This window comes from Chamaesiphon minutus PCC 6605 (genome assembly GCF_000317145.1).
Lineage (GTDB): Bacteria > Cyanobacteriota > Cyanobacteriia > Cyanobacteriales > Chamaesiphonaceae > Chamaesiphon > Chamaesiphon minutus.
Genome location: NC_019697.1, coordinates 423493 through 447702, shown reverse-complemented (window position 1 = coordinate 447702; position 24210 = coordinate 423493). Strand labels below are relative to the sequence as shown.

27 protein-coding genes are annotated in these 24210 nt (G+C 46.2%); 18 read left to right on the top strand and 9 right to left on the bottom strand.

What is annotated here, in order from left to right:
* Positions 1-221: 221 nt before the first annotated feature.
* A complete protein-coding gene (locus CHA6605_RS02090; protein ID WP_015157898.1) occupies positions 222-776 on the bottom strand; it encodes a hypothetical protein in 555 nt (184 codons plus the stop codon).
* Positions 777-1009: 233 nt separating this feature from the next.
* Positions 1010-2278 carry a serine hydrolase gene (locus CHA6605_RS02085; RefSeq protein ID WP_015157897.1) on the bottom strand — a complete coding sequence of 423 codons (1269 nt, stop codon included), beginning with the start codon at positions 2276-2278 and terminating at the stop codon, positions 1010-1012.
* Between the two features lie 387 nt (positions 2279-2665).
* On the opposite strand from CHA6605_RS02085, the gene CHA6605_RS02080 reads away from it, so the two are divergent.
* Complete coding sequence (locus CHA6605_RS02080) at positions 2666-3214, top strand: phycobiliprotein lyase (protein ID WP_015157896.1); 549 nt, start codon at positions 2666-2668, stop codon at positions 3212-3214.
* A 426-nt stretch (positions 3215-3640) separates the two neighbouring features.
* On the opposite strand, the gene CHA6605_RS02075 is transcribed toward CHA6605_RS02080, so the two are convergent.
* From CHA6605_RS02075 to CHA6605_RS02060, 4 genes are all read right to left on the bottom strand, one after another.
* Positions 3641-4180, bottom strand: coding sequence for an NAD(P)H-quinone oxidoreductase subunit J (locus tag CHA6605_RS02075; RefSeq protein ID WP_015157895.1), 540 nt, complete (start codon positions 4178-4180; stop codon positions 3641-3643).
* Positions 4173-4904, bottom strand: coding sequence for an NADH dehydrogenase subunit K (locus CHA6605_RS02070; RefSeq protein WP_015157894.1), 732 nt, complete (start codon positions 4902-4904; stop codon positions 4173-4175). The genes CHA6605_RS02075 and CHA6605_RS02070 overlap by 8 nt, the downstream gene beginning before the upstream one ends.
* Complete coding sequence (gene ndhC, locus CHA6605_RS02065; RefSeq protein WP_015157893.1) at positions 4895-5257, bottom strand: photosynthetic/respiratory NAD(P)H-quinone oxidoreductase subunit C; 363 nt, start codon at positions 5255-5257, stop codon at positions 4895-4897. The genes CHA6605_RS02070 and ndhC overlap by 10 nt, the downstream gene beginning before the upstream one ends.
* A 347-nt stretch (positions 5258-5604) precedes the next feature.
* Positions 5605-6174, bottom strand: coding sequence for a YqeG family HAD IIIA-type phosphatase (locus CHA6605_RS02060; RefSeq protein ID WP_015157892.1), 570 nt, complete (start codon positions 6172-6174; stop codon positions 5605-5607).
* Between the two features lie 1094 nt (positions 6175-7268).
* Here CHA6605_RS02060 and CHA6605_RS02055 point away from each other — a divergent pair.
* Positions 7269-8354, top strand: a complete 1086-nt coding sequence (locus CHA6605_RS02055) for an aliphatic amidase (RefSeq protein WP_015157891.1) — start codon at positions 7269-7271, stop codon at positions 8352-8354.
* 145 nt (positions 8355-8499) lie between these two features.
* Here the strand turns inward: CHA6605_RS02055 and CHA6605_RS36025 are convergent, their stop codons facing one another.
* Positions 8500-8622, bottom strand: a complete 123-nt coding sequence (locus CHA6605_RS36025) for a hypothetical protein (RefSeq protein WP_269744557.1) — start codon at positions 8620-8622, stop codon at positions 8500-8502.
* On the opposite strand from CHA6605_RS36025, the gene CHA6605_RS02050 reads away from it, so the two are divergent.
* The 6 genes from CHA6605_RS02050 to CHA6605_RS02025 all read left to right on the top strand — a co-directional run bounded on the left by CHA6605_RS02050 (position 8621) and on the right by CHA6605_RS02025 (position 14455).
* A complete protein-coding gene (locus tag CHA6605_RS02050; protein ID WP_015157890.1) occupies positions 8621-10183 on the top strand; it encodes a tubulin-like doman-containing protein in 1563 nt (520 codons plus the stop codon). The genes CHA6605_RS36025 and CHA6605_RS02050 overlap by 2 nt on opposite strands.
* A gap of 67 nt (positions 10184-10250) precedes the next feature.
* Positions 10251-10577, top strand: a complete 327-nt coding sequence (locus CHA6605_RS02045) for a hypothetical protein (RefSeq protein WP_015157889.1) — start codon at positions 10251-10253, stop codon at positions 10575-10577.
* 84 nt (positions 10578-10661) lie between these two features.
* The gene (locus CHA6605_RS02040; RefSeq protein ID WP_015157888.1) at positions 10662-12338 is read left to right on the top strand and encodes a hypothetical protein; all 1677 of its coding nucleotides are present in this window, start codon (positions 10662-10664) and stop codon (positions 12336-12338) included.
* 388 nt (positions 12339-12726) lie between these two features.
* On the top strand, positions 12727-13731 hold the full coding sequence (locus CHA6605_RS02035; protein ID WP_015157887.1) for a CobW family GTP-binding protein: 1005 nt from the start codon (positions 12727-12729) through the stop codon (positions 13729-13731).
* 30 nt (positions 13732-13761) lie between these two features.
* Positions 13762-14067: a tetratricopeptide repeat protein gene (locus CHA6605_RS02030; protein WP_015157886.1), complete on the top strand. Its 306-nt coding sequence runs from the start codon at positions 13762-13764 to the stop codon at positions 14065-14067.
* A gap of 4 nt (positions 14068-14071) precedes the next feature.
* Positions 14072-14455, top strand: a complete 384-nt coding sequence (locus CHA6605_RS02025) for a DUF1636 domain-containing protein (RefSeq protein ID WP_015157885.1) — start codon at positions 14072-14074, stop codon at positions 14453-14455.
* Between the two features lie 6 nt (positions 14456-14461).
* On the opposite strand, the gene CHA6605_RS36020 is transcribed toward CHA6605_RS02025, so the two are convergent.
* Positions 14462-14587 carry a hypothetical protein gene (locus tag CHA6605_RS36020; protein ID WP_269744556.1) on the bottom strand — a complete coding sequence of 42 codons (126 nt, stop codon included), beginning with the start codon at positions 14585-14587 and terminating at the stop codon, positions 14462-14464.
* A 95-nt stretch (positions 14588-14682) separates the two neighbouring features.
* Positions 14683-18465: a WD40 domain-containing protein gene (locus tag CHA6605_RS02020; RefSeq protein ID WP_015157884.1), complete on the bottom strand. Its 3783-nt coding sequence runs from the start codon at positions 18463-18465 to the stop codon at positions 14683-14685.
* A gap of 737 nt (positions 18466-19202) precedes the next feature.
* On the opposite strand from CHA6605_RS02020, the gene CHA6605_RS02015 reads away from it, so the two are divergent.
* From CHA6605_RS02015 to CHA6605_RS01970, 10 genes are all read left to right on the top strand, one after another.
* A complete protein-coding gene (locus CHA6605_RS02015; protein WP_015157883.1) occupies positions 19203-19586 on the top strand; it encodes a hypothetical protein in 384 nt (127 codons plus the stop codon).
* 127 nt (positions 19587-19713) lie between these two features.
* On the top strand, positions 19714-20103 hold the full coding sequence (locus CHA6605_RS02010) for a hypothetical protein (protein ID WP_015157882.1): 390 nt from the start codon (positions 19714-19716) through the stop codon (positions 20101-20103).
* Positions 20104-20197: 94 nt separating this feature from the next.
* The gene (locus tag CHA6605_RS02005) at positions 20198-20875 is read left to right on the top strand and encodes a hypothetical protein (protein ID WP_015157881.1); all 678 of its coding nucleotides are present in this window, start codon (positions 20198-20200) and stop codon (positions 20873-20875) included.
* A 16-nt stretch (positions 20876-20891) separates the two neighbouring features.
* Entirely contained in the window at positions 20892-21326 is a 435-nt protein-coding gene (locus CHA6605_RS02000; RefSeq protein ID WP_015157880.1) for a GNAT family N-acetyltransferase, read from the top strand.
* 11 nt (positions 21327-21337) lie between these two features.
* Positions 21338-21799, top strand: a complete 462-nt coding sequence (locus CHA6605_RS01995; protein WP_015157879.1) for an SRPBCC family protein — start codon at positions 21338-21340, stop codon at positions 21797-21799.
* Positions 21800-21847: 48 nt separating this feature from the next.
* Positions 21848-22435, top strand: coding sequence for a dihydrofolate reductase family protein (locus CHA6605_RS01990; RefSeq protein WP_015157878.1), 588 nt, complete (start codon positions 21848-21850; stop codon positions 22433-22435).
* Positions 22435-22950, top strand: coding sequence for a DUF6714 family protein (locus CHA6605_RS31150; protein WP_015157877.1), 516 nt, complete (start codon positions 22435-22437; stop codon positions 22948-22950). The genes CHA6605_RS01990 and CHA6605_RS31150 overlap by 1 nt, the downstream gene beginning before the upstream one ends.
* Before the next feature lies 1 nt (position 22951).
* On the top strand, positions 22952-23383 hold the full coding sequence (locus tag CHA6605_RS01980; RefSeq protein ID WP_015157876.1) for a hypothetical protein: 432 nt from the start codon (positions 22952-22954) through the stop codon (positions 23381-23383).
* Between the two features lie 117 nt (positions 23384-23500).
* Positions 23501-23680, top strand: coding sequence for a hypothetical protein (locus tag CHA6605_RS01975; protein ID WP_041547456.1), 180 nt, complete (start codon positions 23501-23503; stop codon positions 23678-23680).
* A 50-nt stretch (positions 23681-23730) separates the two neighbouring features.
* Complete coding sequence (locus CHA6605_RS01970) at positions 23731-24198, top strand: hypothetical protein (protein WP_041547453.1); 468 nt, start codon at positions 23731-23733, stop codon at positions 24196-24198.
* The last annotated feature ends 12 nt before the right edge of the window (positions 24199-24210 follow it).

The following is a 24210-nucleotide window of genomic DNA, read 5'->3' as shown; positions in this document are numbered from 1 at the left end:
CCGACCCCAATTCGGTCGAAGCTTCAGTTCATCTCTTAATATGCCCAGTTATGCTCTATGTGTTACTGAGGGGAATGGGTGGATGGGTGGATGGGTGGATGGGTGGACGGGTAATAGGTAATAGGTAATGGGTAATGGGTAATGGATAAAAGAATAATTTCCCCCCGCTCCCCGCTCCCCTCCAAAATAGCAACTAGATTTACACCCAAGAATAGTAGATGCTAATTTGCAGTCAAGAAAGCTAAAGTATAAAAAGAATTACCATTAAACTCAAACTCATCGACAACTTTCAGATCGAGCTTGCGTGTATGTGCTGCGAACGATCGACTATTTAATTTATTAATAAAAGTCACTCCCACCGGAAACTTGGGGGCGAAACTCGATCGCATTAGATCGAATAGCTGAGGAAAAATACCACTTCCACGGCTTGCTCGATCGATACAAATCGGCCCATACTGAAAACTGCGATCGAGCGTAATTTCTCGATCCTCAAATTTTAAATTTGGCAACCGCGAAATCATCAACTCAAAAATTTCCCACTGCGAGAAAAACTCCCAATCTCCCGCTAGCAAATATCCAACAATATGCCCTGCATCCTCCGCCACAAACACCCCAGACTGAAGTAGCAACTTCATTAATAAATCTGGAGTAAAAGGTGTCATTACAAAGCCATTTTCTAACTCTGATATCGATAATTTGCTATACAAATTTCGCGACTGAAGGTCGAGGATACCATCAAAATCTGACTCAATCGCAATTCTAATAACTGGAAACATTAACTTATAATTAATATATCGATCGTTAATAATTATTTTTATTAATTTTCGGGTGGGCATTGCCAGCCACCTAGATCTTAGTCAGTAAATGGGTACAGCTATCGATCGAATGAAAATTACCTGAAACCTATGTGGTGGGCAGTGCCCACCCTATAGCTAAAGCCTAAAGCCTAAAGCCTAAAGCCTAAAGCCTAAAGCCTAAAGCCTAAAGCCTAAAGCCTAAAGCCTAAAGCCTACTTCTGACTTACCTGTCGATTATTAATATAGTTATAAGTCAACTTCGACACCGCCTGTACAAAATCGCGAGCGCGCACATCATTAAACGAACGCTTCACAAAAATTCCGGCTAAATACAATTTGCCATTAGGCATCTCAATAATTCCCGCATCTCCAATCAATCGTCCCAACGTTCCCGTCTTATGTGCGATTGCGGCACCTTTACCCAAACCTGCGGGTAAAAGCTTTCGATTGGCAGTTTGATTGAGAATATCTAAAACTTTGCTGCGGCTGGTTTCTGTAATTAATTGGCGTTTGGCAAGTAATGCTGATAACCTCACCAAATCTGCGGGACTAGTCGTGTTTGTGCCCTTAAAATCTCCCAGCATCCGGTTGAGAACTGTTTTACGCAGTCCCCAACTCTTAAACTTACTATTGAGAGCTTTGCGCCCACCCAACCTGTCGATAATCATATTCGTCGCCGTATTATCGCTAATGACGATCATCTTGGTGGCGGTTTGCAACACGCTCAATTTGGCTCCACGACTATTTTGCAGTCTGCCCGAACCACCAGTAATTAAATCGCGCCTGACTGTCAGTTTTTCATCTAGCTTAATTTTGCCAGCATCGACGGCTTGAAACAGTGCCATCAAAATGGGCAATTTAATCGTACTTGCCGCTGGAAAACTCTTTTCCCCATTAATATCTAAATAATTGCCCGTCTCCACTTCCATAAAAAACATCCCTGGCGAGATGGAACCATACTTCGCCGCTAGAGCCTTAATTTGGCTCTTGAGAATGGTCATTTCCTTGCCAATGGGCACCACCCCAGCAAAGATAATTGGCGCGATCGGGACTGTCTGAATCGTACCCGTGCTAGCTGTGGAAACACCCCGCTCGATCGTTCGCAATTTAATCGACCACCGGGACGGAATATCGCTGCGAATAATAATATTCTGCGGACTCACACCGTAACCTGGAGCCAACTCCATCACCAAGCGCGTAGTATTCCTGTCAGATTGGGCAATTCGCACTTCTCGCACCGCCGCGCCGTATTGCTTGCGCACTGTTGCTTCGGTCATTTTGGTGCCTGGTAAATCGACCACTAGGCGGTAGGGACCATCGAGCAAGGTGGCTTTGGGTTGCACTCCAGTATCGGTGCCAAAATTCAATTGATTGCGATCGGGTTTGAATTCCCAGCCAGTAAACTTGCTTGCTTGCGCTGGTGCGGCAAGCAATAAGCACGCGCTGCCAATCAGTCCGGTGAGGAGCCAATTTAGTTTCATATAGTGAGGACGGGATGTAATGGTAGAGCTATGTCTGGACGCACTCATGACTGTAAGAATTTAAGCTGTGAGTGCATCACAATTTTGGTTTTTAAAAAGCGATGTCATCAATATGCGATGACACATTTAGGGTGAGGGTACCGATTTCGGTTTTTGTTTTAGTTTTCACTCAGAAGATGATTAACATTTTTAGGTTCCTCCCGTCAATTCACTATTGGCAGCTCAAATCGTTCGAGTTGTTGCTGGGATTAGCTTAAAAGGCGATCGACAAAATTTCTGTAACAATTGCTATGGTCGAATGGAAGCAATTATCGCTATATTAAGAAGTATTAAAGGTTTTGAATCTAAAACCTAATATGTGTATCTAATTACGTGCGGAGCGAGTTTATGACTAAAGGTATCCAAAATTCACCAGCTACATTTACCACCGAAGAATCGCTAGTTGCCAAATTTTTTCGCAGCTCGGCTGGTAACTGGTTATCCGAACGCCGCTACTATACGCTTCCCCACGGAGATACTCAAGAGGTAGTCAGCGAGATCGAGGTCAAATTTCTCGAAGCTGGCTGTGTGGAACTGCAACAATTAGCTCGCTTACACGAGCTGGATGAATTGGCACTCGTCTGTGGGAGCGAAGTTCATTGGGAGAGCCGCGACTCTGTAACAGGCAAAAAAGCTTCTAAAGGTAGTACCCTATTTGGAGCGAGCGGAAATATTCTCTATCGCGATCGCGGTTTTGCTACCTCCAAACCAGTTACCGCTATTTATCATTTCCCCAATCCCGAAACGATGTGCCTGAAAACGGAATATCAAAATTCGGTATTTGAAGAAGAAATCAAATTAGTCGGCGACAAATATCGTACTCGTCAAACAATTATCTCGCGCGCTGGCGAACAAGTGACGATCGGTCAATATTTAGAAAAACGGATCGGGGTCTAGGTGCGAACGGAAACGGGGAGACGGGGGAAAGATAAAATTGTGCTATCACCCATTCTCTCGATCGCTCCCCGTGCCCGCATTTAATAAACTCATATCTTGCACTAGTTCAAGCATACTAGTTATAGGCAACGAAAATGAGGATACCGTTTCTTTCTCCCAGTCTCCGAGTCTCCGAGTCTCCCAAAATAGTAACCTTATTTACGCCGTAGACTACTAGTGATTAGTGTAGATCCAGGGTACCCACAAGCGACGCATCGAACGGGAGGTTCCCTCCCGTTTGTGTGCGTCAAGACAGGGGCACCCCTACAGATTAATTGCGTAAGGGTGCCCGACTATCTCTACTAAGCACTAGTCTTTCCGTATTGGTGCAAGATGTGAGTAAATTTACCCTAAAAAAATCCCCGCTTGGTAGCGAGGACGAGTGGTTTAATGAGCGTCTTGCAACTCGTAAAAATCAGGTGAAACATAATCCTTGCGGAGTGGGTAACCGACCCAATCTTCGGGCATCAATAACCGCTTGAGATTAGGATGACCTTCATAGACAATCCCATACATATCGAAGGTTTCGCGTTCTTGCCAGTCCACAGTGCGCCAGATCCAGTACACCGAAGGGACGACCGGATTTTCGCGAGATAAAAACACCTTAAGTCTGACTTCTTCTGGCTTAATGGCATTGTCGCTGAGCTTAATCAGGTGGTAAAAACTCACCAAATCGTCACCAGGCCCCGCATCGTAACCACCCTGACACTGAAGATAGTTAAATCCGTAGGCATACAACGCCGTCGAAATCGGCAGCAAAAATTGCGGTTCCACACGGATGACTTCCACGCCCTGAGCGTCCACAGCCAAGGCTGTATGGTCTACAAAGCCATTCTGGGTCAGCCATTGCGAGACTTGACCCATCGGGGCAAGTGGAGCTGCTGGTGGGGCAATTTCAGCGGTTGGTTTGGTTTCTTCCTCAGCCACGTTCGACCTCCTGTTTTTGAGCGGTAGCTAGTGCTGGGGTGACAGGCATTCCCATTGCCGCCGCAATTTCCGCAGGCGGATTATCGTGAGTACCAGTTTGGAGATAGGCACCTGTCAAAATGGAGGGTACGACTTTCATGTTATGAGTCGTACTGTAATAGCGGTGGGTTTGATTTAATTTACTCCGCTCTTGCATCGACTCATTGGCGATTTTTTTGCGTAGCTTGATAATTGCATCCATGACTGCCTCTGGACGCGGCGGACAGCCAGGAAGGTAGATATCGACTGGAATCAGTTTATCGACACCACGCACGGCTGTCGGCGAGTCTACACTAAACATCCCACCCGTGATCGTACAGGCACCCATTGCAATTACATACTTGGGTTCGGGCATCTGTTCGTAGAGACGCACGAGTGCTGGAGCCATTTTCATGGTGATCGTACCAGCGGTAATCAATAAATCGGCCTGACGGGTACTAGCACGCGGGAGCAGTCCGAACCGATCGAAATCAAATCTCGAACCGATCATTGCCGCCATTTCGATAAAACAGCACGCCGTCCCAAATAATAGCGGCCACAGGCTGGATAACCGCGACCAGTTGTAGAGATCGTCTACCGTTGTCAGAATCACATTTTCTGACAAATCGGTCGTTACTTGCGGACGCTCGATCGGACTAGCAATCCGCTCGGAAGTATCGATCTTATTCACAGGGTTCATGACCATTCTAAGGCTCCTTTGCGCCAAGCATAGACTAACGCAATTACCAGAATTGCGATGAAAACGAGAGCTTCAATAAAAGCGAGTAAGCCTAATTGACTAAATGCAACTGCCCAAGGGTATAAAAATACGGTCTCTACGTCAAAGACGACAAAGACTAGGGCGAACATATAGTACCGAATATTAAACTGAATCCAGGCACCACCGATCGGCTCCATCCCTGATTCGTAGGTCGTCCGTCGTTCGGGACCACCACCACTAGGTCGGAGTAATTTGGATGCTGACAAGGCTAATATCGGCACCAAGCTACATGTCAATAAGAAGCCGAGCAGATATTCATAACCGTTAAGGACAAACACAGATTATTTTATAGTCATGAAGGGATAACGATCGATTCGGCACCGAACGCGCAGTCCATAACTCACATCTGGCAACCCATTACGTGCGATCGCAATCCGGCTGGCAAGAATAATTATTTAGCTGCGTTGGTGCTCTAGACTCAATCTATTTACTATTTTATCCACATATAGGTATTAGGGGATAGGATCTCTCTCCTAGCTGTAGCGAAATTTGATAAGGAGCGGCGGCTCGCCGCTACCCGCAGAGGCTTTGCCAACGCCGATCCACTATTGACTATCCACTATCCACTATCCACAAGTAACTGCCTACCGCTCGCCAGATGTGAGCTTAGTTAATTGTTAAGCAATTAGTAATTCGATGATTTAAACTCCCACAGTTCTTGTCCTCTGGGGTAAGTAGTTTGAACGTATCTGCCAATTAATTTTTCCCACAATTTAGGGCGATGAGGCAAAGAAGCAACTTGAATGCTATGACAGCCTGCAATCCAAGCACCTAAAATATCGGTATGATAACTATCGCCAATGACAACTACTCGTTCGGGGGGGAGTTGCATGTGCCTTAGTGCTCTACGAAAGGCCGTAGGAAATGGTTTTCTAGCAGAGTGAATGGCTGGGATATCTAGTCGATTCGACCAAAATTTAACCCGATATGTATGCTTGCCATTAGAAAGGATAAATATCTTAAACCCTAACTGTTTCGCCAAATTTATCCAGGTGACGGCGTAAGGAGATATGTAGCGATCGTCTTCAGAAACAATCGTGTTGTCTAGCGCGATAATTATACCTTGGATGGCTGAGTCCATGAGGCGACCAAGACTGACTGAAGCAAGAATCTTCGCTCGTTTGGGCAAGCTATGTTCGCGAGCATTTTGCTGAAAAAAATTTGGTAAATACGAGTCGGGGGAAATCTTATTCATTATTTATATCGAGTACTGACAAATAAATAGCCAAGATGAATTGCACTCCTGAGTGCTGAAGCAAGAGCAATGTGATGCCGAGCGGAGCGGCGATGATTCAAGAACATGTTTAAAAGCGGATGCATTGGGCAACAGCTCGATCGTCTGGCAAGTAGTTTAAAACCTAACTCAATTCGATTGGCGTTCCTATCTATGAAGCCTGTAACTTCCAATCAGTTTTACATCTTTTATCTGGATCTCCATCAGTCGTTCGATAGATACTATCGATCGGCATTAAATCGCTTTTAGGGCGATTGAGGAGATCGACCGATCTGAACTTTTGGTTACTTGTCGTTGTTTTGAACAATTCTGTCTCGATTGATACAAATTTTATTAGTCTTAACGAAGCAATTTAGCTGGTAATTAGATTGGTTCATTTGGCTACAAATTTACTTATGTTTGCAGCTAATTATTTTGGCTCTTTCTAGCTCGATCGCGGGTTTTCCAACCCTGCTCGATGAGGTGTGAATGCCATTGTGGTTCAAAATTTTGGCAGAAATTGTCGAGATCGCCGAACAATTTTTATCAACTATTCATGGGCAGAGGTGCTAAATAGTTAATACTAATATCTTTTAGCTTCGCCTCCACCTATTCCGATCTCGAACTGACTTAGCTCGGTTAATTTAGCTCGATCTAGTATCCAGAGACCGTTTGCCGCAGAGCTGAAGATGAGATTTACTAGCTTAGTTTACGGCTCCGAGCGTCGTGAAAAGTGAATTTAATTATTATACTATCAAGATAAATATCGTCACTCAGCAGAAATATTCAAGATAATTATTGCCAGGTAACTGATGATACAATATTGACGTTTTCGATGGCTTAACATATCTACAACAAATTAAAACTTTGGTTGTCATTCAACAGGGTCAAGGACATGTATGGCCGTTCTGCCTGATGAATCGTCAACAATAATATTGGGCGATCGCTTTTAAATACTACGAACATCGTGAATATACGACTGCTAGAGCTATTCCACAGCTTTATGTAACAAGCTTTATGTAGCACTTCGAGCGTTATTCATCGAGCCGATTGAATATAATAAATGGAGAATTATCATGTCTTATCATGGCGATATATCTTCGAGTGAAGACTCTGTAGGAGTTGCGGTTGTTAACTACAAAATGCCGCGATTACATACCAAAGCAGAAGTTATTGAGAATTGCCAAAAAATTGCAACCACGATCGATGGCATGAAGCTAGGACTACCAGGAATGGATCTGGTAATATTCCCTGAATATTCCACTCATGGCATCATGTACGATCCGCAAGAAATGATGGATACAGCCGCAACTGTACCTGGTGAAGAAACAGCCATCTTTGCGGAAGCTTGTATCCGTAATAAAGTGTGGGGAGTTTTTTCACTAACAGGCGAACGGCATGAAGATCATCCACGCAAAGTCCCATACAATACCCTAATTCTGATGAACGATCGCGGTGAGATCGTTCAGAAATATCAGAAAATCATGCCATGGACGCCGATCGAAGGTTGGTATCCCGGCAAGTGTACTTACGTCTCCGACGGGCCAAAAGGGCTGAAGATCAGCTTGATTATCTGCGATGACGGTAACTATCCCGAAATCTGGCGAGACTGCGTGATGCGCGGTGCCGAACTCGTCGTGCGGTGTCAGGGTTACATGTATCCCGCCAAGGAACAACAAATAATCGTCGCCAAGGCGATGGCGTGGATGAATAATACTTATGTTGCCGTAGCTAATGCTGCCGGATTTGATGGCGTGTATAGCTACTTCGGACACTCAGCGATCGTCGGTTTTGACGGGCGGACGCTCGGTGAATGCGGTGAAGAAGAAAATGGCATTCAATACGCCGCGCTCTCGAAGTTTGCGATTCGCGACTTCCGCAAAAACGCTCAGTCGCAAAATCACATCTTTAAACTGATGCATCGCGGCTATACGGGTACGATTAATTCTGGCGATGGTCCCGATGGCATGGCCGAATGTCCCTACGAATTTTACCGCGAGTGGATTCTCGATCCCCAAAAAGCCAAAGCCAAAGCAGAGGCGATTACCCGATCGACGGCTGGCACGGCAGAATGTCCGATCGAGGGGATTCCCAACCAGAAGATTGTCCCGCCGCCAGTCGTGGTAGTACCCGAAACTGAAAAAGTGTCAGTCACAGTTTAACTCTAGATTGGCTAGCGGTGCAGATCGATCGAGTGTTGATTCATTCGCTCGATCGACGTTCGATCGCATCTGCACTATGAGATCTGAGTTGTTACGTAGATCTGTGACCCACCCAGACACATATGTCCTGCCCTACGGGCACCCCTCATAGGAGGGGAATTTTGGGCAGATCTCCTGGGAGGGAACCTTCTGGTAATTTTTTGACAATGAGTATAGAGACGACAGAGACGACTCTGACAAATTGATAATTTGAGAGAGGATTTATCATGGTCGATCCGCAGGAAATGCAGCGCATCAAAAAGCGACTGGAAGCTCTCAAACGAGGCAGCGTCCATCGCATTAAAGACCAAGATCCGATGCCCTCATCCGTGCATATCATCGGCGTTGGCAAAGCTGGAGCTGAATTCATTGCCCAGACGATCGTACAGGCTCCAGACGATTTTTTGAGCGACGATCGCCAGCGGTTTACGGCTCTAGCTGTCGATATCGGCGATCGAGACTTACAAGCAGTTCGAGATGTCGCTGACAAGCTGCCCAGCGACAAAGCTACAGTCCGCACCATCGCTCTACCCGTCCCCAGCCGCGACGAACTATTTGGCTCGCTCCGACGGTATCGGGAATATCTGAAACTAGAATATCCCCGCTACTACTGGAATCCCAACTACGAGCCTTGGTTGCCAGACACGATCGCCATTCCCGAAGCGGGTGAACATTTCCCTCGCGCGATCGCCAAAGCGATCTATGGTAAAGCTTATTATGAAGGCGACAGACCGCTCGATCGCGAGTTAGAGCTATTTACCAATAGTGTTGATGCCACAACTTGTCAATCGATCGTTTGCATTGTCTTCGGGTTAGGCGGCGGCACGGGTAGCGGGATCGTCATGGACTTGGCACGGCATCTGACCAATGTCAAATTTGGCCGACGGGCACTAGTTTTGGGAGTCGGGATTGCACCTTGTGAAGGCGATCCAAATTACCACAACAATGGCAGCCTGTTCCCGACGATTAACGAGCTAGATTGTATGCTCGACCAGGAAAAAAACCAAGGTGTGGTTCAGGTGTGGGGCGATTTATATCGCAATCCCTTTACCGCTGGATTCTTGATGGTACCCCAAAAATCAGCTTGGCAAGAAACAGGAGATTTGGGAGCGACCAATCACAAAGTCGATCGCGAACTAGCTAAATTCTTGACTCGCGATCGCGGCTTAGATCTCTACGAAACCCTCCGGTTGCTCAATTGGGTAGGCGCACCGCCCAGCCAACACATGGCTGCCCGCAGTCAATATGGAGCGCGTTGGGCGCACATGTTTGGCTTCACCACCTTGGAGTCAGATAACAGTAACATACCCGATCGATTGGGCATCAGAGCGGGCACCTTCAATCCTGACTTCTTTGAGATTCGCGCTTCAACTCCCCCAACTGCCGCTCTCCGCGCCCAGCTCGAAGATTTAGCAGCCAAAATGAATGCTTCATTCGCACCGATGTTGGAGCCAGAGATCGCTCGATCCTTCATGGAAGGTTCGTCCCCAACGGCTAACAGCGAACCTTACGTCCAATTCGTCATTCCAGGTGCCACCAAAACCGCCCTGGATATCTTCTACGAAGCGCGTCTGGCATACGATCTACAGACCTGGGATGAAAAACTCCTCCAACATTCCTGGCTGCTCGAACTCGGTGTAATGCTCTCCGAGCCAGCAATTCGGTTTGAAGGGATGGCGGGTGAATGTCTGTGGGGGTGCGCCTGTTGGGTGGTCGTTCCCTATAGTGCCATTCGCGGTGAGGATTTAGAGGAAGTTCGGTTGAAGCTCGAAGAAGTCGTCAAAGCGTAAGTTAGTTGTACTCGTAGGTTAGGCAGAAAAATTCTAACATCAATCTCTCTACAAAGGAGGTGTAAACATGCCACTAGATTGGGCTGTAGTCAGCCAACGGTATGGCAATGGAGCCGACGTGCCTACCGTTGCCGGGAACAAGATCCTCCATATCACTGGAGTCGATGACCAGAAGATTCACATCAAATCGCCCCTGTGGGTTGCCAGTCTGAGTAGAGCCAACCTCGAAAAAGGCGTTCAGCTCATCGAAGAAGGCATCATCGATCGACAACCCGGTCAATTCGTCGAAGACTACAAAATCTACGTCGCTGACGAGCGGGCTACTTCAGCAGCGCACATCCTTAAAGATCTGGGGTTTTTGACCGAGGATCGCGGTTATTATCCAACCTGTTGAATTTAGCTGATAAGGGCTGGAACCTAGTCGATCGTTACGTTTAGGAATTCCCACATTTACTACTCACATCAAGGAAGTAAAATCATGTCGAAATCCATGTATCACAGTGCATCAGGTTCCCAATCCCCCCACTGCATCCACTTCCTGGGCATCGGCAAAACCGGAGCAAACATGCTCGATGCTATGCTCCGTCAAGGCGATCTCGAAGACCAACTCGAAGACCCTCGCGCCCGCTTCACTGCCCTGCTCGTCGATATCGGCGAACAAGATATGTTCCAAGCCAAAGACTACGCAGAAGGCTTCTTGAAGCGGTTAGAGGAGCGAAATATCCCTCCAGAGCGAGCGCAAATTCGGTTCGTACCACTAGCCGTGCCAACCCGCGACGATTTATTCACCTCCCTCCGCCGCTATCGGGAATTTCTCAAACTCGAATATCCGCGCTACTACTGGAACCCCAACTACGAACCGTGGTTGCCAGATAACGTCGAGATTCCCAAAGCGGGCGAATACTTCCCTCGCGCCATCTCCAAAGCCATCTATGGTAAAGCTTATTACGACGGCGATCGACCTCTCAATAAAGAACTCGACGACTTTGCTAAAAGCATCGATAATACCAAACTTCCTTCGATGGTGCTCTGCTGCTTCGGGATGGGCGACGGCACGGGTAGCGGTATTGTGGTAGATCTCGCCCGCCATCTCTCCAACGTCAAACTCGGACGACGCATCCCCGTCATTGGTGTCGGCGAATTGCCCTGTAGCGGCGACCCCGAAGCCTTCCGCGATGGCAGCTTGTTCGCTACTATGAACGAAATCGACTGTATGCTCGATGACGACAAGAATGCGGGTGTCACCACCGTCTGGGGAGACTTATACCGCAACCCCTTCACTGGCGGTTTCTTTGCCCTCGCCACCGAGAACTCCTACCAGCGGCTCTCTAAATATACCGAAACTGGCGTACCCAGCGAACGAGATCGGATGCGGCTGCAAGTGACTCACAAATTCGTTGCCGATGCCTTTATGCGGATCGCACTCGATGACTACGGACGCACCATTTTCAAAGCCCTGCGGCTAGTCGGACAGACCACCGCCCCCCACGAAGCAATCAGCACCAAAGCCCGCAACTGGACGCTCTACGACATCGCCAAATTCACTCACCCAGCGGTGCAAGTCTTACCAGGCGAACCATTGAGCAAATGGCGCAGTGTGATTGGTGAATGGATCGAGCATATCCCCGACTATGCCGGATTGAAACCAGGCTTCCAAACCGACTATGCCGAGTGCATCATCCACGCACCGCGCGAAATGTGGAATGACAAGCTCGATGAAAAATTCAAAGAAGTCGTCTCTACCTTCCTCGTTGAATCGGAAGATTCGGCACTGAATGTCACCCACCGCGAATTTTTCGACCATCTGACTGCCTTTGCAGACATCATGCTGCCAGGAGTTGCCAAGGTAGACTTCGTGCAATTCTTCAAAAGTCGCGATCTTTACGACACGCTCACTTGGGAGCAAAAATTACTCCACCACTCTTGGCTGATGGATCTGGGCGTAATGATGTCCGAGCCAGCAATCCGGTTTGAAGGGATGGCAGGTGAATGTCTGTGGGGTTGTGCTTGTTGGATCGTGGTGCCTTACGACCAACTGCGGGGGGATGCCCCAGTACCTGTCAACCGTCGGGATATTCTCGCCAACGGGATTGCACCGATGACGGGAACGGTGGTCAAAATTCCAGCTTCTGCTCAGGCTGTTAGTGCCATTTGAGCGGATCGATCGTGGGTTGATTGGTTAAAGCGGAGATCTACCCACCCCGCCCTACGGGCACCCCTCCTCGGAGGGGATTTTCTCGCTAGAACTGGTGTAGAAAATCCCCCAAACATATAAGAAAGGTTGCGGGGTGGTTTCATACACCAGAATAAAATATTTCAGTTCACTTCAGTGAACTTTAGCTATTAGCCCCAAATTCATTTGAGGGCGGTTAAAGACTAAGCACCAGGGTTTTCACATTTTTATTTTTTTGGATGAAACCACACCACATTTATAAGAAAGGTTGATGGTAAAAATTTCAGACAGAGCAATTTACGAAGTAGAGGTAATTTAGGAATTGCCTCTACTTGTCAGAAGTAATTCAGTCATTACAGGAGTCACAATCATGGTCATGGAAGTAATTCGACCGACAAAGACAATTCTCAATACTCAACAACAAAAGATTCCAGTGACGATCGTGACTGGTTTTCTCGGCTCGGGTAAAACAACCCTAGTCAACCATATTCTCAAAGAACAACACGGTCGTAAAATCGCTGTAATTGTTAATGAGTTTGGTGAGATTGGTATCGATGGCCAATTGACGATCGCGGACGACGAAGAACAGATTGTCGAGTTTAATAATGGTTGTTTATGTTGTACGGTTCGCGGCGATTTAGTTCGGACTCTCGAAGATCTAACCAAACGAGCAGATTTGGATGCAGTATTGATTGAAACGACGGGACTGGCAGATCCGGCTCCAGTGGCTTCGACATTTATCGTCGCCGATGAGATTAAGTCTAAATTTAGCTTAGATGCTTTCGTTACCGTCGTCGATGCGCGGAATTTGCAGCAAAATCTCAAGGATAGTCACGAGGCTCAGGAGCAAGTTGCTTTTGCAGATATTATTTTAATCAATAAAATCGATCTCGTTTCGGATAAAGACATCGCTCGTGTCAAGCAGCAAATTTGGGAATTAAATCCGATTGCCAAAATTTACCAGACCGAGCATAGTGAGATCGATCTATCGCTGATTTTAGGTACTAAAGCCTTCGATTTAGAAGCAAAATTAGAAGTCGATCCATCATTTTTAGAAGACTTGGCGCACGAACACGATGCGGCAATCGGCTCCTTTGCTTTAACCTCCGATCGACCCATAGATATGAATAAATTCATGCTCTGGATGAACGATTTGGCACAGGAAAAAGGCGAGGATCTATACCGTACTAAGGGCTTATTTTATGCCCAAGGTTTTCAGGAAAGAGTGTTATTTCAGAGTGTGCGGATGTTAACATCGATGCGTCGAGATCGACTGTGGAAAACAGACGAACCCAAATTAACTCAACTGGTCGCGATTGGTCGCAATCTCGATCGCGAGGAGTTTGTCAAAGGATTTGAAAAGTGTGTAGTTTGAATAATGACAATTTTCACGGGAGAGAAATCCATGCAAACCAAACTCGAATTAGGTAATGCCGTAGCATTTTTCGACAAAGGTGTAGAACAGTTTCGGACTGGAGACCCAGCGGGGGCGATTTTCAGTTTCAATCGAGCATTGCAGTTCGCTCCTGACAATGCCAATATCTATGGCTATCGCTGTGTAGCACGCCATCGGGTAGGTGACTTAGCAGGCGCGATCGCCGATTGCCAACATGCCTCAAGCTTATATCTAGAGCAAGGAAACGATCGAGAGTACCAATACGCGATCGAGATTTTAGACAAGCTTCAGGATCTAAGTACGCTAGCAGCCTAAAGTTATGAACCGACATGTTTTGTCTGTGTGTACGAGTTGCGCCAGTGCCCACCGGATGAAGCAAGCAATTCATCGCAGCGGTGGCGAACGTCTGCTAGCGCAACTGCAAACAATCGATCGAGCCGCACCTGTCGAGGGATTGTCGATCGAGCCGAATCAATGTTTGGGAGCTTGCGATCGACCCTGTGCGATCGCCTTCAATGCTCCTGGCAAATATATTTACCTGTTTGGCGATCTGCCTGTAGATGACGAACAACTCGCATCAACGGCTGCGGAGGTAATGAAGTTTGCCAGCCAGTATCATGCCAAATCCGATGGCACTATATCTTATCTCAAGTGCCCCGAACTCCTCAAGAAGCGGGTTGTAGCCAAGATTCCGCCCTTATGATGGCAACTATGGCGCGGATGACGAGTGAGGATTGCGCCGATCGCGGGCATTGCCCTGGGTGCGATCGAGTCCGACAGATAATGGTGAGACTCGATCGATCGAGGGTGTTATCGTGGTTGTCGATCTCCACAAAATGCAGATAGTGCGGATTTGTCAATAAATATTGAATTCTTAGAATAAAGTTTCGCGATCGGCAGACCGAAAATGTCGGAATTTTTGGCCAGCTTTTACGATCTAACGATCTCATTTGACAAAAGATCGATCGCGCCCAGACTTTTGAGCGTCGCGATCGATCCCTGTGTCAATCCAGTTATACCAGTAATATCCATTCCTTCATAAAGTCGATCGGGACGAAACATATTCAAGCATTCGCCAGTTTGCACATCCCACAATCGAATCGTGCCATCAAAACTAGCACTTGCAAGAATTTGCGGCGAACTGTCTATTGAGATGAAGCCTACCGACGTAACACCGCTGGTATGACCTGCTAAAACGTGCAAACACTCACCAGTAGCTACATCCCACAGCCGAATGGTGCGATCGCTTCGACCGCTAGCTAAGATTAAACCATCGGGACTGAAAGCCACCCCGCCCAGATTTCCGGTATGTCCTGATAATAACCTTACGCATTCCCCCGATTCTGCATCCCAAATTTTGACATCGGGACTACCGCCGACACTGGCAAATAGATGTCCGTGGGGATGGAAATTAATCGCCCAAACATGCCCTTCGTTTGCCGCTTGACTTCTGAAACACTCCCCTGACTGCATATCCCACCAGCGGACTCGATCGTCGTGTCCAGCGGTCACAAAATAGTGTCCTTGGGGATGAAAATCCAGTCCGAAGATGTAAGATTCGGCTTCTAGCCAGATCGTGCGCCAGCATTCTCCAGTCTGGATATTCCAGAAGCGAATGCTAGACTCTGTACTACCGATACAACCGACCAGATCCCCTTGGGGGCTAAATCGACAGAATTGAATCATGTATGAATGATTTGTGGGCAAGTTATGTAGACATTTTCCAGATTCGACCTCCCAAATCCTCAGTTCGCCATTCAAGTGTCCGCTGGCTAACAATTTACCTTGAGGGTGAAAGGCAATCGTCCAGCTACTTGAGTTATGAACGGTAAGTTTTTGGAGACATTTTCCGGTTGGCGCACTCGTGCCGATCGGTTCGTGTGGCTGGCATGGCTCGGATCGATCGCATAGTTCCCATACATGGATCGATTCACTCATACCACCGCTGGCAAATAACTGTCGATCGGGATGGATCGCCATGACACGAATCCCCTCGCCACCACCCTGAATGGTTTTCAGGCAATGACTGGAAATGGAAGCAGGATCGATCGAGAGCGGATTGGATCGGTACTGATAAACGATCTCCCAAAATCGAACGGTGCGATCGAGTCCGATACTTACGAGGAATCGTTCGGCGATCGAACTACCCGATTGATGCTCGTTCCGCGCAGTGGAGCCAAGATAACCTGCGGTAAATTCTACCGCCCAAACTGGCTCCTGGTGTCCTTGCAACACTTTGAGACATTTGCCAGTTACGGTGTCCCACAGCCGAGCAGTGCGATCTGTGCAGGCACTGACTAATAAGTGACCGTCGGGACTAAATCTAACTCTAGATACTTCTTTGGTATGACCTAGTAGCGTCTGGAGACAAGCACCCGTTGTTACATCCCAAATCTTAATGGAACGATCGAAGCTACAGGTAGCAAACCGATCTCCGTCGGGATGAAAACACACCGACCAGATCTGTCCGGTATGTTCGGTCAAAGTCCGAACGCAACCGCCACTTTCGACATCCCAAATCTTCACTACGGAATCTTGCCCTGTCGTCACCATCAGTTGTCGATTGTCAATGGGGTATGGTGCAAAAGCAATGCCACAGACTGGGGCAGAATGCCCGATTAAAATTTTGAGGCATTCTGCTGTCTGTACATCCCAAATACAAATCGAGTTATCGCGATCGCTCAAACCTGCTACTAATAATCGCCCGTCAGGACTAAAATCCAAAGTCCAAATCCTGCCTTTGTCCCAAGTCTGCTGGCAGTTGCCCGTGTGGACATCCCAGAATTTTATCCCCCCACCGATACAGCCACTTACGAGGGTTTTGCTATCGGGGCTAAAAGTCAGAGCTAATACAAAGGTTGTATGCGCTCGAACGGAGAATAATAGTTGCCCTGTCGATGCTTGCCGCATCTGTACCGTGCCATCCTGCCCCCCCATAGCTAGCAGTTCGCCAGTGGTATCGATTGCTGATGAATGTGGCTCATTCATCGGCTCGGCAAATCGGCAATCCATCAGATGAGCGCGAGCAAGATTAACCTGGTGCAAGGGGGTTTTTTGCAAACAGGCTTGACGAATGGTGAGGTTCGCAAAAGTATAGCCAGTCAGATCGATGTGGAGATCTTGCATTAAACCGATCGCATTTCCGGCTCCATAACTCGATCCGGCGATTTCCGATCGCCTTACCAGATCTAAAATTTGCCCCATCTGCCGCTCTAGCTGCTCGATCGATCTAAATCTCTCCCGCAGATATCGGGCGATCGGCTGTAAAATCAACCTAATTTGACTCTCGCGAATATATTCTTTGACGGTGGTTTTAGATAGAGCGTAAGTGTTGAACAGTTGACAGTTGACAGTTGACAGTTGACAGTTAGTGATTTCGGCACAGATTTGGTTGATTAAATGCTCGGTCATGTATTCCATGACGACTGGTTGTTGGGTAAAGCGGGCGTTTTTTTGCTCGATTAGACTGCGCCGCGATAGAGACTCTAAGGCTTCCATTAATCCCTGGGTGCTGACAGCCGGGACGATATCCGCCTGTAATTGAGCCAGAGTTGCCCAATCGCGATCGATCGCCAACCACGTCATTACTTGTCGTTCGATCGGCATCAGCCGCTGGTATTGTTGGTCTAGTAACCGCCGAATGCCATTAAAAACAGTAGTTTCGGCATGTAAAAACCCATCGACATTGCCATCAAAAATTTCTCGAATCGAGGTGGCGACAATTTTCAGAGCGAGGGGATTACCACCATAAACTTCGATTAGCTTGTGTCTGTCGATCGCTGATGATGAGGATAATCCGATCGCTGCAAACAATCGATCGCTATCATTCGGCGATAATCCAGTCAGGGCAATCGCTCGAACTGGTAAGGTTATTCCCTCCAAATTGGCGATCGTTTCTGGTTTCTCGCGACTGGTTAGCACCAGACAACTCTGATGGGAAATTTCACCCGCCTGACGGAATAGTTCGCCATAGGCTTCATAATCTTGACGATAGATTCCCGCAAATTCCCCACTCTGTAAGATGGTTTCGCCATTGTCTAACACCAGCAAACAGCGATGCGATCGCAAGTAATGCAGTAACCGATTTAATAGAGCTGAAATCGGCAAAGAAACCAAGTTTTCTTGCTGACAGGACAGCACTTGGATGATGTCAATCAGCAGGGACTCTAAGGGTGGAGCATTGCGAAGACTACGCCAAATGATAAATTCAAAGGATCGCTCAGTTTGCAAGAGTTGCTGGGCGATTTTGACCGATAGAGCGGTTTTGCCAATCCCGCCCATACCCAATAAAGCAATTAGGCGACAGTTATCTTGTTGAATCCAAGTTGTCAGCGTGGTAATTTCTGAATCTCGCCCGTAAAACATCGAAACATCGATCGCTTCACCCCAATCGATGATCTGCGTTGTGGGGGAATCGATTTGAATCTCCGCTGGCTCCTCGTGATGTTCCGGTTGCTGATAATCGGCGCGTTCCATCTGCAACCCAAAGGCCACAAATACTAGATCTAGAGTCTGCTTATCCACGCCGATTCGAGCGGCTAAAACCTTTGTCATGGTGGCTATAGATAACCGCGATCGCTCGCTGAGTTCTTCGATCGTCAGTCGATCGCCCGCATTCTCTGTTTTTTCTAGTTGTCGCCGCGCCTGTTCGATTTTACTTTGACCGATTGATGACAGCACGACTCCCCGTCGGCGATTCTTTTTAGGGGTCATATTCATGTCCCATTATGAAAGTTCTATTTATAAATCTAAGCGGTTAGAAACCGCTCCTCAGAGTGCGAAGTCCGCCTATGCGGACTGAATATCTTAGTCCGCGTAGGCGGACTTCGCAACACGAGCCACGATTTGCGGAAAGTGCGGTCTTGGGGTTTCCCCAAGTAGAGCACCTTTTCAAGACACAATCGTTGGCATTCCAGGCGGGGTTACATTCAACTAACTTAAGGCTCAACTTAACCTACCGATCGAGGGGCAAAGAAAACCCCAAACCAGCCACCCTCACAGAGTTTTATTCAATTATCTCAAGCTATTGCTTAAGTTAGCTATTATCTTTATCTATCTTATCTGGTTTCTAGAGTTGCCCGAACTGATACTAGTAATACCCAGACAAAAGGCGAAACCCAACTTATCGAGTTTCCCTGTTCGATCTCTAGTTTTCGTTGAGTAGGGACAATTGATGATTGTTTTACTCAATAACGATCGGATCGAAAAATACAAGTCGAATTTTCAAGATGACTTTAGTTACAAAAAATAAAGCCATTATTTTGCAATTTGATAATGCGTTTTTATTGGAATTTTTGCGTATTTTGTAGACGTAAAATAAATATCCAAAATCAAAATTTAATTTAGAACTTTTGCGAAATTAGTTCTGAAAGTTTCGTAGAATGCACTAGAAGGTAATACATCAATTAACGATAGATTGCTCTACCAACAACAACTAAAGGAGAAAAATAATGTCGACTTTACCATCTAAATTACTATTTGCAAGTTTGATTTCCAGCGCAACTTTATTCGGCACTTTCGCGATCGGATCTGTTGCCCAAGCAGATGTCGTGTCTAACTGCACTATTCCAGCTAGTGTTAGTTGTAATATCTCCAGTTCTAAAGGAATTAAATCTGTCAAAATTCAGACTCAGGGTTCAAGCGGCCCCGTCTATATCGTCAACAAAAGCTATCCAAATTGTCCAAATTCCGTGACTGTCGGATGGGATTCAGCCTATCAAGTTTCAGACAAGGAGATTGTCGAATGTTCGGGTGTTTCTGGTGGTGGCTCTGGCGGTGGCTCTGGTAGCGGCTCTGGTAGCGACTCTGGCAAGCCTGGAAGACTGAAAGGTTAGATAAATGGATTGCCAGTCGTGGCTCGTGATGCGCGCTCGTCGGGTCTCCCGACGGTTTAGCGCATCAAGACAGCGGTTGGAAACCGCTGAAATCTCACAAAACTTATCTCAATTTTGGAGCAAATATATGTCAACTAAATTTTCAATTGCTACAATGTCTATTGCCGCAATGCTCGTACTAACTAATAGCGCGATCGCTACTGCTGCCGAAGCTTATAAAACCAGTAAAGGTGAAGTAGTGGTCACAGGATTAACACCCACTAAACGATACCAAATCAGATACATTAATGCTCAGGACAAATCTGGATCGCGCCAAGATAAATCAGTCAATAGTTGTGGTGAAATTGTGGTTGATAAAGCCGATCGTTATAAAGTACTAATTGTCGGTTCGGAAAACATCGATCCAGCTAGTTTGGAAACTAAACCACACGAACGCTGCAAACCAAAGCCAAACACAACGTTGAGAAAAATGGAACCTAAAGGTGTCGAACCAGCACGCATCCCAGGGTCTAATTAAATAATTGATAATTGATAATTGATAATTGTCAATACAGCTTTTAGGATGGTCTCTAAACACCCCATCCTAAACAGCCTCTTAGACCTTAAAACAGATGCAACATTATCGCGCTATTTTAAAACAGGTTGGGATTGTGTCGATCGCGCTAGGAATTCTCGACTTGATGTATATGGTTTATCGTGTATCCACGGATTCGAGCCATTCACCAGATCGAAGTTATTCATCCCCTAGCATCTTAATTGTGGTGGTTGGCATTTATCTCATGCGGGGTAGCCTGCGTACTGCGAATATCGTCAGATGGATCGCCGCCTTCTGGATTGCTAATAGTATTGGCTCGATCTTGATGCGATCTTGTTCGACCCCATTCGCCCTTTTGACGCTGGAATTTCGCCTCGATCCGCAGGGGTTTTCGATGTGGTATCTCTCTAGAATTGTCGAGACAGCCGTTACCTATTGGATGTATAGACAACTGAGTGCCGAGCCTGTAATCTCTGCCAGTCTTAACTCCGGTCGTAATGTCTCTATCCCGAAACAAGGATTCTTCCTTGGGGCAGCAGTTACAGTATTACTTCCTGTTTTCCAGTACATTCTGGGCGATGGTGCCCTGGGAAGGAAAGCGGTGGAGCTAGCCCGTGCAAAATACGGAGCGGGATACAAATATCATGTCACAGCATTGAATCGATCGAGGTCGATGTCGAGAGAGACTGTATCTGCAAAGATCGCTGCGTACAACGACAAGGAGATCAAAACCGTTCGAGTAGAATTGAAGTAGGGAAGGAATACGCGCCATGACAATTACGATCGAAATCCTCAATCGTGACGATCTAGATATCCTCAAAAATATCGATCCAGATGTATTTGATGATGCGATCGATCTACTCCGTGCGATCGAATTTCTTGCCGATCCGCGCCATCATTTAGTAGTCGCGATCGATAATAATTTAGTCATTGGGTTTGTCTCCGCCGTTCATTACGTTCATCCTGACAAACCCGTACCAGAACTGTGGATTAACGAAATTGGTGTTGCGGCAACCCACCACCGCCAAGGCATCGGCAAACGGTTGATGAATGCGGTGTTTGAAATCGGGTGGGAATTGGGCTGTGCGGGAGCGTGGGTATTGACCGATCGAGATAATACCGCAGCGATGAGTCTATATACGAGTGTGAGCAATTCCGCACCAACCGACCATGTAATGTTCTCATTCGATCTAATCAGTAATTAGCCAAAAAGAATATGATTACCTTTACCGTTGCAGCAGACAGCTCGATTTCGCCAGAGCAGATCTGCAAAGAAATATTCGATGTAGATCGATGGAGTAGCTTCAAAGGCTATGGCGTTCTCCCTGGGATTGCTAAGGTAACAATGAAATCGCCTGCGAATTCAATCGTCGGCACCGAATTCTACGTCGAAAATACTGATGGATCGAAACACAAAGAAACAGTGCAATCCTTCAATGTGGGGAAATGCTTAATTATAAAAATGAGTGATTTCACCTCACCCATTAAGAATATAGCAACACATTTCATCGAACGCTGGGACTTTGAAAATACAAATTCAGGGTATCGAGTTCACAGAACTTTTGAATTACACCCAAAGAACGCATTTGCATCACTGCCGCTATGGTTAATTTCCTGGTTGATCAAACAGGCGGTAGCGGTACATACACGCCAGATCGCAAACCCAAAGCAGGCATAACCAGCCACTTAGAATACCATCTCTTGGAATTTCGGATCGGGAGGATATATGCGAGAGTTAATCTATTATGTAGCTTGTAGCGTCGATGGCTTTATCGCCCATCTCGATGGCTCCCACGATGGGTTTTCCCAAGATGGTGAATATTTTGCCGATTTATTTGCTTCCTTTCCCGAAACGGTGCCATCTCATCTCCGCGATGTCATGGGTATCGACTCCGAAAATAAATGGTTCGATATCGTGTTGATGGGGCGCAAAACCTACGAAATTGGCTTTAAAGATGGCATCACCAGCCCGTATTCGCACCTAAAACAGTATCTTTTTTCTCGCAGTATTAAAGTAAGCCCAGATCCAAATGTCGAACTCGTTACCGAAAATGCGATCGAATTAGTTACCGCTTTAAAAGCTGAATCTGGCAAGGGTATTTGGCTGTGTGGTGGTGCTAATTTAGCGACAACACTATTTACCAATCGGTTAATCGATCGACTAATTATAAAAGTAAATCCCTTTTTAATGGGCGCAGGTATCCCTCTGTTTGCCGGATCGATTGAGTCAACTGCTTTAGAACTTATCGATCGCAAGATCTATAACAATGGAGTCTTATTGCTTGACTATAAAGTGAGAGAATCGAATAAATAATGTCAGTACCCTTAACATCAACAGCAATTATCGATCTGGTTCAAACGGCATTCGCAGATGTAGAACTCGGCGATGGCATCACTTTACATCAAGCGGTCGCTCTCGACAAGTACCGTACCGATGCCGAAGTTATCGCCGCCAGATCGCAAGATCCAGAAGATCGCTGGCAAGAAATCCCCCGTGCAAACCTCTTCTATTTTGAATCGGCTCTATCGTTCGTGGACGAACGGGGAACTCGTTACTATCTGCCCGCATTTATCATTGCCGCTCTCGAAGGATATATTAGTTTTAATATCCCGTTTTTCAAGATCTCGCGGATGCTGGGAAGTTTAAGAAAAAGTGTTCCTAGTGAGGTGATTAGAAGATATGGCTTCGATCGCCATCAAGTATCGGCAATTGCTGCTTTTCTACGATTTGTCGTTGGCGAATATGGCGAAAATGCCGAAAGTCAAGCCGAGTTACAAATCGTCTGGCAATGGGAAGAATACAGCCAAGAATTAACAGGAGATATATAAGATGAATGCTATAGGTTCGCTCGAATCTAATCCCGATCGATTTCGAGAACTATTTCATGCGATCGTAACTCAATTATCTAAACAGCAAACTCGACTGGCAATTTGGGCGATCGAAGATTTCGACCTATCGCAATTTAAGTATCAAATTATTGGATCTAATTCACCATTTAAGGATAGTAATAGTAAATTGGCTGGCGATGGCATATTAATTAACTTAGACCCTACTCAAGTTGAGGCATTAACAGATACCCTTGAGCCTGGATTAGGTTCTAGTATTTTACACATGGAAATTGAAGCAAATGGTAGCGTTCAATTTTCTGCTTATGATGGAATGCTATACGCAGTTTTTGGTAATGAGATATCTCTAGATCTATTAGAAGATCTTAAAGCTAGTGAGGCGATCTACAATTACGAAATTGTCAAGCCTGAATAATCTTATATTTGCTTAAGTATTATTATGTAAATTATCGAACAGACCGATCGAATCTTACACATAACAGACAAAAATCGTCAATGTCTCTGGTGTTTATTATTTGTCACACCTTTTTTCTTGATTGGCTCACAATTGCTCGGGCTAACTGCCAAGTTAATTACGTTAGAATGCCAACGCAGTGCATCTAGCCAAGTTGAGTGCCAACGCAGTGTAGCAGGTATTTTAGGTACAGAAAAAGAACAAATCCCTGGATTTGTGACATCGGCAAAAACTGTCAAAACTAGCGAAAAAGGGTAGTAATTATCACTACTAAAGGTGAGATTAAATTAGATCCTTATCGTGCTTTTGTGACAGAGCGAGTCGATAAAACAGTCGATAGATTGAATGCTTTTATTAAAGATATTCAACAACCTAAAATCTCGATCGAACAAGACGAGCGGTGGGCCAATTCACTGTTTATTATCAACTTTTTAGCTGCTGGTATGGCGGTTGTTTTTGGTGCTTTGGCGATTCCCCTGCGGATGAGTTGCCGATTCGATCGTAATATTGGAGAAGCGATCGTCGATAATAAATACTTGCTGTATGGCGATCGACAGACGAAATTACCACTAGCTACAATCGTTCGCGTAGCGTCTCGAACAGAGAATCGATCTCAAGTTGGCAAACTACCATTTTACATTAACAATAAATCAGTCTACAGTATTCATTTTATTTTGAATACTGGTAAAAAAGTTTCACTCTCCGTTCCCAGTCAAAATCAAACTCAGTATCAGGAGATTACAGATAAGATTAATAATTTTCTGCACCAGCATTAATAGCTAGCCGAT